At 69.7% G+C, this 10494-nt stretch carries 10 protein-coding genes; 3 read left to right on the forward strand and 7 right to left on the reverse strand.

The features are described 5' to 3' along the window. The first annotated feature begins 467 nt into the window (after positions 1–467). Complete coding sequence (locus tag ACFQ87_RS41860) at positions 468–1475, forward strand: RICIN domain-containing protein (protein ID WP_380616217.1); 1008 nt, start codon at positions 468–470, stop codon at positions 1473–1475. Positions 1476–1842: 367 nt separating this feature from the next. On the opposite strand, the gene cas1 is transcribed toward ACFQ87_RS41860, so the two are convergent. Next, positions 1843–2601: a CRISPR-associated endonuclease Cas1 gene (gene cas1, locus ACFQ87_RS41865; RefSeq protein ID WP_380616218.1), complete on the reverse strand. Its 759-nt coding sequence runs from the start codon at positions 2599–2601 to the stop codon at positions 1843–1845. Here cas1 and ACFQ87_RS41870 point away from each other — a divergent pair. Both ACFQ87_RS41870 and ACFQ87_RS41875 read left to right on the forward strand, forming a co-directional pair. Beyond that, positions 2600–2950: a GNAT family N-acetyltransferase gene (locus ACFQ87_RS41870; protein WP_380616219.1), complete on the forward strand. Its 351-nt coding sequence runs from the start codon at positions 2600–2602 to the stop codon at positions 2948–2950. The two genes, cas1 and ACFQ87_RS41870, sit on opposite strands and share 2 nt — an antisense overlap. Positions 2951–3008: 58 nt before the next feature. After that, on the forward strand, positions 3009–3677 hold the full coding sequence (locus ACFQ87_RS41875) for an O-methyltransferase (protein ID WP_380616220.1): 669 nt from the start codon (positions 3009–3011) through the stop codon (positions 3675–3677). Positions 3678–3794: 117 nt separating this feature from the next. On the opposite strand, the gene ACFQ87_RS41880 is transcribed toward ACFQ87_RS41875, so the two are convergent. The 6 genes from ACFQ87_RS41880 to ACFQ87_RS41905 form a co-directional block, all read right to left on the reverse strand. Then, entirely contained in the window at positions 3795–4877 is a 1083-nt protein-coding gene (locus ACFQ87_RS41880) for an HAD-IIIC family phosphatase (protein WP_380616221.1), read from the reverse strand. A 42-nt stretch (positions 4878–4919) separates the two neighbouring features. Further along, positions 4920–6014: an acyl-CoA dehydrogenase family protein gene (locus tag ACFQ87_RS41885; protein ID WP_380616226.1), complete on the reverse strand. Its 1095-nt coding sequence runs from the start codon at positions 6012–6014 to the stop codon at positions 4920–4922. Positions 6015–6027: 13 nt separating this feature from the next. After that, on the reverse strand, positions 6028–6330 hold the full coding sequence (locus ACFQ87_RS41890; RefSeq protein ID WP_380616222.1) for an acyl carrier protein: 303 nt from the start codon (positions 6328–6330) through the stop codon (positions 6028–6030). Continuing rightward, positions 6327–7214, reverse strand: a complete 888-nt coding sequence (locus ACFQ87_RS41895) for a 3-hydroxyacyl-CoA dehydrogenase family protein (RefSeq protein ID WP_380616223.1) — start codon at positions 7212–7214, stop codon at positions 6327–6329. The genes ACFQ87_RS41890 and ACFQ87_RS41895 overlap by 4 nt, the downstream gene beginning before the upstream one ends. A gap of 142 nt (positions 7215–7356) precedes the next feature. Next, positions 7357–8535, reverse strand: coding sequence for a cytochrome P450 (locus ACFQ87_RS41900; RefSeq protein ID WP_380616224.1), 1179 nt, complete (start codon positions 8533–8535; stop codon positions 7357–7359). A gap of 144 nt (positions 8536–8679) precedes the next feature. Continuing rightward, positions 8680–10494: type I polyketide synthase (locus tag ACFQ87_RS41905; protein ID WP_380616225.1), on the reverse strand; the 1815-nt coding region annotated here is incomplete at its 5' end.

Genomic DNA, 10494 nt, shown 5'->3' on the forward strand with positions numbered 1-10494 from the left:
ACCTCGCACTGGCGGCCCAGGAGCGCCGACCCCTCGGCCGCCGTTGGCGCAACCGCCGTCGGGGAGCGCAGAAGCCGCGCGGCCGACACGGCTGAGGGACCGGGACGCAGCAAGGCTCGACTCCCTTCCGCACGCAGCCCGAACACAATCGAAAGAATCCATTACTGACGGAACGTCTCACGAACGCATTCGCACACTGACGATTCATCATCTTCCGCCGACCGCTACCAGCTGGTAAATTCCGCCTCCCGCCAAGGTCTTGTCACCGGTGGACCCTGGCGGCGCCGGATCCGGAGATCCCCCAGGGAACGCCCGTCATGGATTCCACTGGTCACGGCGCCGAGCGGGATCGCCTCACCCACGGCATCCTCCGGCCCGCCGCGACACCCGGCCCCAGCCTCGCACCTCGGGGCCGAGCAGTGACTGTTCGACCACATGCCTTCCCGCCGGCATGCTCAGGAGTGAAGATGCCACATTCGGGGACCGCGACGATCCCGGAAACTGATTCCGTCCACCGGCTCCCAGGCAGCCGACAGCCGGACGAACCCACCGCCACCCGGCCGATGCACCGCCACCACGAGGCCGTGTCGGCGTACGCCAACACGTGCGGCGCCGACAGCGGCGCCGCGCAGGAGCTCGCGAACGACAGGAGCCGGCGCCTGCCCCGACCGGCACGCACCGGTGGCCGGACCGGCCGACGCCTGCTCGTGCCCCTCGCCGCGGTCGGCGCCGGAGCCCTGGCCGCACTCGCCATCGCCGGCCTCCTCCTCAGCACGGTGGAAAAGGCCGGAGAACACCCCCAGCCGGTCGACGCCCCGACCCTGTCCGCGCCCGGCTGGCCGCTGCCGACCAACAGCTTCGACGGTGCGCCCCCGGAAATCGGCTCGGCCGCGATGTCCTCCCTTCCGCCCACGGCCACCCCCGCAGCCGCCACGCCCACCGTGGCCTCCGCACCGCCCACACAACCGGCGACCGCCACGCCCGCCGACACCACCCCTTCGCCCACGCAACCGGTCGCCGCGGGGCGTCCGCTCGTCAACCACGGCTCGGGGCTCTGCATCGGCCTCACGCCCGCCACCCAGGCCGCCGGCCCGCTGCAGCTCCAGCAATGCAACGGCCAGGCCACCCAGCGCTGGCAGCGGCTACCGGCCGGACAGGACACCTACCAACTGCGCAACACCAGCACCGGAACGTGCCTCGACGGCACCACGGCAGGCGGAAACAGCGTCACCGTCACCCTCCAGACCTGCCGAACCGACCCAGGGCGCACCGAGCAGTTCTGGCGGTTCGCGCCTGACGCCCAGGAGGGCGCCTTCCGCCTCCTGTTCGTTCCACCGGTCCCCTCCAGCGACTGCTCCGCACACCTGCTGGGCCCACAGGACTGGCCGCGGGCCAACCCCCCGCACCCGGGATCGCTCCTGGTGCACCTGCCGAACTACTACAACTCCGACAACTTCCTCTTCACCATGGGCTGACCAGAACACCCGGCCGGTCACCGGACACAGGGTCGCGACGGCCGGGCCTGGCGGGCTCGGTTCCTGCAGGGGCCGGCGGATGCTCACGAGCGGTTCCCGGACGGAACCGGCAGATCCTGATGAGGACCCGCGGCCAGTCGGTGGACGGTCGGACCTGCCGGGAACCGCTCATGCATGTCCTCACCGTCAGCGGACGACGTCGATGTAGCTCATCATGCCGTTGTCCTCGTGGGCCGCGATGTGGCAGTGGAACTTCATCGTCCGATCCGGTGAGGGGATCGTACAGGCACGGAACGGCGGGGAGAAGGGACCGCGATTCGGCGAGGTGCATGGCTGCGACGACGTCCGCCCGCTCGCTCCGGAGGACTCACCGATGCCGCTGCAGGCACGAGGGCAGCGGGCTGACCTGCCGAGACGCCAGGCCGTGGAGAAATCCGATGTACGGGTCGAATCCGATCTGTTCGATCGCACCGTGGACGAGGTTGCGCAGCAACCCGTAGGCGAAGGACAACAGGGCATTGACCGGATCGGTGGGGCGCCGGTTGCGATGTGTGAACGCGGGGATGCCGTCGGCGGGGCGGTGCACGTCGCGCAGTGCGCCGAAGTAGGTACGGGCGGCGTTGCCTTCGATGCCCATCAGGGTGTCCAGCGTGTCGGCGTTCTTGGTCTCGGGCAGTCCCTCGGCGAGTTTGGCGGCCGCCTCGCGGATGCGGGCCTGTGGTGCCGGCTGGGCGTCGCGGGCGGCGCGGAGCAGGATCCAGCGGCTGTTGCGGATCTTCCCGGCCACGGCGCTGCGGGCAATGTCGAGCCGCCGGTCCGGATCCGCGTGGGCGCAGTGCTGTTGATGGCGTAGGAGGACGTTGCCGCGAACGCGTCCTTCGAGTCGTGCCTGGAACCGGCCTCCTCGGGTCATCCAGGTGACGGTCCGGCCGTCCTGTGCGCAGCGGGTGAGGAGGTCGGTGGAGAGGTTGATGTGGCCGTAGACGACGATGGCGTCGAGTCGGCGTAGGGGGAGGGTCTTGCGGCCTGGTGTGTCGGGGAGGTGGATGCGCAGGGAGTCCTGGTCGAGGCGTAGGTCGGTGCCTTGTGTTTGGACGTAGACGGTGTTGAGGAGTTCGGTAGTCATGGGCGTCGGGAAGGACTTCACCTACGCGATCCTGCTGGACGGCGCCATCGTCGGCGCATGCGGGCTGCTCCGGCGCGAGGACACCGAGGAGAACGGCCGGGAGATCGGCTACTGGCTGCACCCCGCCGCCACCGGCCCCGGCATCGCCACCCGGACGGCCCGGGCGCTGGCCGAACCGGCCTTCCGGCTCCAGGCGTGGACTTCGTCGAGATCGTGCACGACCCGGCCAACCACGCCCGCCGCCGTCCCCGCCCGGCTCGGCTTCACCGAGTACCGGCGCAGCCCTGCCGAGGCCGTCACCCCGGCCGAGACCGGCGAGGAGCAGATCTGGCGGCTCAACCGCGCCTGATGGAGCGACGGAAATCGGCCGGTGCGCTCACCGGCCATTCGATCTAGACTTTCCCTCCATGGCCACTCATATCAATGCCACGTCAGATCTGCTCAGTTATGTCCGGAACATTTCGGTTCGCGATGACGAGATTCTCGCGGAACTCCGCCGGGAAACCGCGGCACTGCCCGCCGGCGAGGCCATGCAGGTGATGGCCGAAGAGGGCCAGCTGCTGGGCCTGCTGGTCGGTTTGACGAACTCCAGGGCGGTGCTGGAGATCGGCACCTTCACCGGTTACAGCACGCTGTGCATGGCACGCGCCCTGCCGGCCGACGGCTCCCTCGTCACCCTCGACATCAGCGACAAATGGCCCGCCATCGGCGCCGATTACTGGAAGCGCGCCGGCGTGGCGGACCGCATCGAGGTGCGGATCGGCGCGGCCGTCGAGACTCTGCGCAACCTCCTCACGGAAAGGGGCCCGGAGAGCTTCGACCTGGTCTTCATCGACGCCGACAAGGCGAATTACCCGGAATACTACGAGGCTTCGCTCGCACTGCTCCGGCCGGGCGGTCTGATCATCGTGGACAACACTCTCTTCTTCGGCCGCGTCACCGACCCCGACGCGCAGGACCCGGACACCCAGGGGGTGCGTGCCCTCAACACGCTGCTGCGCGATGACGACCGGGTGGAGATCAGCCTCCTGGTGATGGCGGACGGCATCACGCTGGCCCACAAGAAGGGCGCCTGAGCAGGAACCGGCCCCGCACACGGCTCCCCTGAAACCGAAGGGGGGTACCGCCGGGAGCCGCGTCGAGCGGCTTCCGGCGGTACCCCCCTCGCTACGAACAGGCGGGCACTCGACGGGTCACGCCAGTTCGGGTGCCTCGACCCGGATCACCGGGGACACCGACTGCCTGGCCGGCTCCAGGTGCAGCAGCTGGATCTCCTCCCCCGAGGGGGAGATCTCCCCGCGGCAGTCGCACGCCTGGTCGTCGAACCCGGCGAAGCGGTAGGCGATCTCCATCATCCGGTTGCGGTCCGTGCGGCGGAAGTCGGCCGCGAGGTGGACACCTGCCCGGGCGGCCTGGTCGGCCAACCAGTTGAGGATGGTCGCACCGGCCCCGAAGGACACCACTCGGCAGGAGGTGGCGAGCAGCTTGAGGTGCCACACCGAGGGGTGCTTCTCCAGCAGCATCACCCCCACCGCGCCGTGCGGGCCGAAGCGGTCGGTCATCGTGGTCACCAGCACCTCGTGCCGCGGGTCGGCCAGCAGGCCGCGCAGCGTCTCGTCCGAGTAGTGGACGCCGGTGGCGTTCATCTGACTGGTGCGCAGGGTCAGTTCTTCGACCCGCGCCAGGTCGTCCGCGCTCGCCCGCCCGATGCCCAGCACCAGCTCCAGCGTGCGCAGGAACTCCTCGTCCGGGCCGTTGAACTCGCTGCGCTCGGCCTCGCGCCGGAAGCCCGCCTGGTACATCTCGCGACGCCGGGCCGAGTCGACCGTCCGGGTGCCGGGGTCGAACTCCGGCAGCTTCAGCAACTCGTCCACCTGCTCGGCGGCGTAGCAGCGCACCTCCGGATGGTGGAAGGCGACCTCCGCGCGCTCGGCCGGCTGGTCGTCGATGAACGCGATGGTCCGGTGGGCGAACTTGAGCCGCTCCGCGATCTGCGCCACCGAGTCCGACTTCCGGCCCCAGCCGATCTGCGGCAGGACGAAGTACTCGGCGATGCCCAGCTTCTCCAGCCTGCTCCAGGCCGGCTCGTGGTCGTTCTTGCTCGCCACCGACTGGAGGATGCCGCGGGCGTCGAGCTCGACGATCACCTCGCGCACCGAGTCCGGCAGCGAGACCTCGCCGTCCTCCAGGAGGGTGCCCTGCCACAGTGTGTTGTCCAGATCCCACACCAGGCACTTCACCGTCACCGGCGTACCGACGCTGTTGTTGTCACTCACAGGAACCGTGTACTCCCCCGTATCGGTATCGCTGCCACCGCCTCACGGCGTGACGGTCAGCGCGTAATCGGCCAGCAGTAGCTGGCACATCTCGTTGCTGCCTTCAATGATCTCCATCAACTTGGCGTCCCGGTACGCCCGCGCCACCACGTGCCCGTCCTGCGCGCCGGCCGAGGCCATCAGCTGGACCGCCGAGGCGGCCCCGCGCGCCGCGTGCCCGCTGCTGACGTGCTTGGCCAGCACCGTCGCGATCACCATGTCCGGCAGGCCCTCGTCCCAGCAGTGGCTGGCGTGCGCGCACATCCGGGTCGCGATCTGCTCGGAGGCCAGCAGCTCCGCCAACTGGCGTGCGACGAGCTGGTGCCGGCCCAGCGGCTGGCCGAACTGCTCCCTGGTCCTGGCATGGCCGGCGGTGGCCGACAGGCAGGCCCGCAGGATACCGACGCACCCCCAGGCCACCGACATCCGGCCGTAGGCCAGCGCCGAGGTCACCAGCAGCGGCAGCGGCAGGCCGACGCCCGCGCCGCCGAGCACGCTCTCCGCGGGCAGCCGGACATCCGTGAGGGTCACCTGCGAGTGGCCCGCGGCACGGCAGCCGAGCGGGTCCGCGACCCGCTCCACCGTGACACCGGGGGCCGTGGCGGGCACCACCACGGCGGCGGCGCCGTCCTCGTGCAGCCCGAAGACCACGATGTGGTCGGCGTAGTGAGCGGCGGTGATCCAGACCTTCTGCCCGTCCAGGACGACCTCGTCGCCCTCCAGCCGGATCGTGGTGGTCATCGCCGACAGGTCGCTGCCGGCGCCGGGCTCACTGAAGGCGACCGCGGCCAGCTGGCCACTCGTCAACCTTCCAAGGTAGTGCGCCTGCTGCTGCGCCGTGCCGAAGCGCTGGATCGTCCACGCCGCCATGCCCTGGGAGGTCATCACGCTGCGCAGCGAGCTGCACAGGCTTCCGACGTGGGCGGTGAACTCGCCACTTAAGGCGCTGGTCAGCCCCAGGCCGCCGTGCTTGGCCGGCACCTCGGCGCAGAGGTAGCCCATGGCACCGAGCTTGCGGAGCAGGTCCAGCGGCAGCAGCCCGGACCGGTCCCAGGCGTCCGCACGGTCGCCGACCAGTTCGGTGACCGTGGCGGACATGTCGGCGAGCGAGTCACTCACCGCCGGCTCCCGCGGACGACCCCTGGAGGCGGCGCACCAGCTCGCCCATCAGCTTGACCGTACGGAAGTTGTCCAGCCGCAGGTCCGCGCCTCCGATGGTGATGCCGAAGGTCTTCTCCAGGTGGACGACGAGCTCCATGGCGAAGAGCGAGGACAGGCCGCCGGCGGCGAAGAGGTCGAGGTCCGGGTCCCAGGACTTCTTGGTCCGGGTCTCCAGGTAGCCCAGCAGGTTCACCTCGATGGAACCGGTGCCCTCGGCCACGGTGTCGGTCGACTGATTGTTCGATACGGTCACGGCCGTACCTCCTCGTATTCGTAGAAGCCACGGCCCGACTTGCGACCGTGGTCGCCCGCTCGAACCATTTCCAGCAGCAGGTCACAGGGGCGGCAGCCCTCGTCCCCGGTGCGCTCGTGCAGTACCCACAGGGAGTCCACGAGGTTGTCCAGCCCGATCAGGTCCGCGGTGCGCAGCGGACCGGTGGCGTGGCCCAGGCAGTCCTGCATCAGGGCGTCCACGGCCTCGGCCGTCGCGGTGCCCTCCTGCACGACCTTGGCCGCGTCGTTGATCATCGGGTGCAGCACCCGGCTGGTCACGAAACCCGGGGCGTCACGCACCACCACGCCCGTGCGGCCGAGCACGCCCAGCAGCGACTGGACCCCCGCCAGGGTGTCCTCCCCGGTGCGCGCACCGCGGATGACCTCCACGGTGCGGATCAGGTACGGCGGGTTCATGAAGTGCGTGCCGATCAGCTCGGCCGGCCGCGGCACGGAGTCGGCCAGCTCGTCGATCGGAATCGACGAGGTGTTGGAGATCAGCGGGGTCCCCGGCCGCACCATCGCCGAGACCTCGGCCAGCACCTTCGCCTTGAGGTCCTTCGCCTCGGTGATCGCCTCGATCACGGCGGTCGCCTCGGCGACCGCGTCGACGGACGTCGCGGTGGCCAGTTCCCCGCTCGCTCCCCCGGCCGGCAGGACGCCCATGAGCTGGGCCATCCGCAGCTCCTGGGAAATCCTCACCCGGGCGTCCTCGAGTTTCGCCTCGTCCACATCCACGAGGACGACGGAAACCCCACGAGCCAGGGCCAGCGTGGTGATTCCCACGCCCATGACGCCGGCTCCCAGAACCGCGAGCCGGTGCACCGCCCCGCTGTCGGCCGCCGTATCCACCACGGTGGTCATGTTTCACTCCTCGACTTGACGCGCATCCCGTCTGCCGGGCCCCGGGGGAAGGGCCCGGCAGACGTTGCGCACCATTTCAGTGGTGCGCCATTCAAGACGCACGCCTTCTCAGGCGTACGCCACGTTCAACCCTGATGTCCGGTCAGTTCGCGACGAGCGGGATGCGCTTGGCGGCGAACATCTCGGACTCGTAGTACTCGATCTCCGCGCCCGGGGCGACCCGGACGTCGGCGAACTTGTCGAACAGCAGCTCCAGGGCGACCCGGATCTCGATGCGGGCCAGCGCGGAACCGAAGCAGAAGTGGATGCCGTGGCCGAACGCCATGTGCTTGTTCGGGTTGCGGTGGATGTCGAAGCGCTCCGGCTCGGTGAAGACCTGCTCGTCGTGGTTGGCGGACATCACCCACACCATGACGACGCTCTTGGCCGGGATGGCGGTGCCGGCGACCTCGGTGTCGACCGTGGTGAAACGGGCGAACTTCGGGGCCGGGGGCTGGTGGCGCAGCAGCTCCTCGATCGCGGCCGGGATCAGCTCGCGGTTGGCCCGCAGCTCGGCCGCGACCTCCGGGTGCTTGTCCAGCATCAGGATCAGGTGGCCGAGCACCGCGGTGGTGCTGACGTGTCCGGCGAGCAGGAGCTGGATGCAGAGGTTGGCCACCTCGTTGTCGGCCAGCCGCTCGCCGTCGACCTCGGCGTGCACCAGCGCGCTGATGAAGTCGTCCTCGGCCTGGGCACGGCGCTTCGCGCACAGCTCCAGCACGTAGGCCTTGAGCTCGGCGAAGGGGCCACCGCCCATGGCGACCTCGGCCGCCGCGGCCATCTCGGCCTCGTTGTTGCGGTCCGGAACCTGGGTGGCGAGCAGCTTCTCGTCCCAGTCACGGAACTTCGCCACGTCCTCGCGCGGGATGCCGAGCAGCTCGGCGATGACCAGGGCCGGCTGCGGGTGGGCGAAGTGGTCGACGAAGTCGAACTCACCGGCCGGCACGTCCGCCAGGAGCTGCTCGGAGATCTCGACGACCCGCGGCTCCAGGTCCTTGATCCGCTTCGGCGTGAAGGCCTGGCCGGCGATCTTGCGCAGGCTGGCGTGCGCCGGCGGGTCGGTCACCGAGAGCATGCCGCTGGTCAGCTCGGCCGGAACGCCCGGCATGACCGTGGCCGAGTTGGAGGAGAAGGTCTCCGGATTCAGCGTGACCTGCTGGATGTCCTCGTGGCGGAAGACGTGGTAGATCCCGATTGGGTCGCGGAAGACCGGCTGGTCCTCCCGCATCCGCTTCAGCCAGCCAAGCAGCTCGGCCGAGCCGTTCTGGACAGACGGCGGCATCGGAGAGATCTCATCCCGATTCAGTTCCTGATCTGCCATTGCAACCTTCCCATGGGTATTTCATCTGCTTTACCGTCTGATGCGGTAACCCCAGCGGGGGGAATCACAGAGGACTCCCCCCGTATGCATTTCGGAGAGGACTGGTCAGGCCAGTCCGGAAAGCCAATCGCGAACAGCTTCCGCGGCCGACGAGGCGTGTTCCTCCATCATCGACCAGTGATTTCCCGCGACATCGACGGCAATGTGGTCAAGCTCCCACGAGGGCTGCCAGTCCGCTACCGGATCTGCGGATTCCTCGCGCACTGCTTCTTCACGTGCCGCGGAAAGTGACTCCGAGGCCCTGAGGAACAGGGTGGGGATCGCGGTTTCACGCGGTGTCCACTCGGAGAAGACCCGAAAATACGCCCCCATCGCAGTCAACCGGACTTCGTCGATCCGTCCGACCGCCTGCTCCCTTTGCAGCATACCGTCCATGAACGTCGAATGGAACCTGTCGACGATCTTGTTTCCGGGCGCATAGGTGTCCAGCAGCACGATGCCCTCCGGGCGAATGCCCGTGCTCTCCAGGTGCGTCGCCGCGGCATGCGCCAGCCAGCCCCCGGACGAATGCCCGAGCAGGACGAACGGCTCCCCTTCGGCACATTCCTTCACAATTTCCGCCTGAACCCTGATCGTCGCTTCCGCAAAAGCGGGAACCCGCTCCCCGCGGCCGAAGCCGGGAGTCGGCACGACATACACATCCTGGATATCCCGGTAATTAGCCGCAAACCGCGCGTACTGCTGCGCGCCGGACACCGCGACGGGGGCCGTGAAGCAGATCAGCCTGGGGCCCTTCGGGCCGCGGGCGAGCCGGACGGGGTTGGGGACCTTCTCCATGTCCGCCAACTGCTCGAAGGCGGGACGCAGCCGCGAGGCGCTCATCAGGAACTCCACGCCCTCCAGGTACTTCCCGTCGAGACACGCGTTCCGGAAGAGGGACTCGATGGTCTGGGACCCCGAGGGATCCCCAGCCGGGGCGTGCGCGCCGCTCCCCTGCCCGTCGCGGTCCGGTTCGCCGGCCCCGCTCGCGGCGGCCTCGGCCAACTCGCCCCGCAGGTGCGCGGCGAGGGCCGCGGGCGCGGGGTAATCGAAGATCACCGTGGCCTGGAGCCGCAGCCCGGTCGCGGCGTTCAGTCGGTTGCGCAACTCGACCGCGGTCAGCGAGTCGAGTCCCAGCTCGGGGAAGCCCGCCTCCTCCGGCAGGGTTTCGGCGGAGCCGTGGCCGAGCACCGCGGCGGCGTGCTCCCGGACCAGTTCGACGAGCACGGCGTCCTGCTGGGCATCGGTCAGCCCGTGCAGCCGGCGGCGCAGCGCAGCGCCGTCGGCGGGCGCTCCGCCGCCCTGCGCGAGCTTGCGCCCGGTGGCCCGTACCAGTCCGCGCAGCAGGGCCGGGACGGCACTTGCGTCCACCTTCGCACTGGCGGGCAGGTTGAGCCGCACCGGGTACAGCACGGCGTCGTCCATCGTCTGGGCGGTGTCGAGGAGTTCGAGCGCCTCCGCGGACGAGAGCCCTTCGACGCCGTTTCGGTTGACCCGCTCGATCTTCCCGTCCGCGAGCGCGCCGGTCATGCCGGAGGCGTCCGCCCACAGGCCCCAGGCGAGGGAGACCGCGGGCAGGCCGAGCGCCTTGCGGTGCTGGGCCAGCGCGTCCAGGAAGGTGTTGGCCGTCGCGTAGTTGCCCTGGCCCGGCGCGCCGAAGGTGCCGGCGGCGGAGGAGAACAGCACGAAGGTCGACAGGTCCAGGTTCTGGGTGAGCTCGTGCAGGTGCCAGGCGGCATCGAGCTTCGGGCGCAGGACGGTGTCGAAGCGCTCGGGGGTGAGCGATTCGATCACGCCGTCGTCCAGCACGCCCGCCGTGTGCACCACCCCGGTCAACGGCGCCTCGGCGGGGACCTGCGCGAGCATCTCCGCGAGAGCCGC

This window comes from Kitasatospora sp. NPDC056531, assembly GCF_042794375.1.
In the GTDB taxonomy this organism is placed as follows: Bacteria; Actinomycetota; Actinomycetes; order Streptomycetales; family Streptomycetaceae; genus Kitasatospora.

What these genes read in the sequence shown, in the direction of transcription:
- cas1 (WP_380616218.1), bottom strand. Translation starts at nt 2,601, where the DNA reads ATGACTACCGAACTCCTCAACACCGTCTACGTCCAAACACAAGGCACC.
- ACFQ87_RS41870 (WP_380616219.1), top strand. Translation starts at nt 2,600, where the DNA reads ATGGGCGTCGGGAAGGACTTCACCTACGCGATCCTGCTGGACGGCGCC.
- ACFQ87_RS41860 (WP_380616217.1), top strand. Translation starts at nt 468, where the DNA reads ATGCCACATTCGGGGACCGCGACGATCCCGGAAACTGATTCCGTCCAC.
- ACFQ87_RS41900 (WP_380616224.1), bottom strand. Translation starts at nt 8,535, where the DNA reads ATGCCGCCGTCTGTCCAGAACGGCTCGGCCGAGCTGCTTGGCTGGCTG.
- ACFQ87_RS41885 (WP_380616226.1), bottom strand. Translation starts at nt 6,014, where the DNA reads ATGTCCGCCACGGTCACCGAACTGGTCGGCGACCGTGCGGACGCCTGG.
- ACFQ87_RS41895 (WP_380616223.1), bottom strand. Translation starts at nt 7,214, where the DNA reads ATGACCACCGTGGTGGATACGGCGGCCGACAGCGGGGCGGTGCACCGG.
- ACFQ87_RS41875 (WP_380616220.1), top strand. Translation starts at nt 3,009, where the DNA reads ATGGCCACTCATATCAATGCCACGTCAGATCTGCTCAGTTATGTCCGG.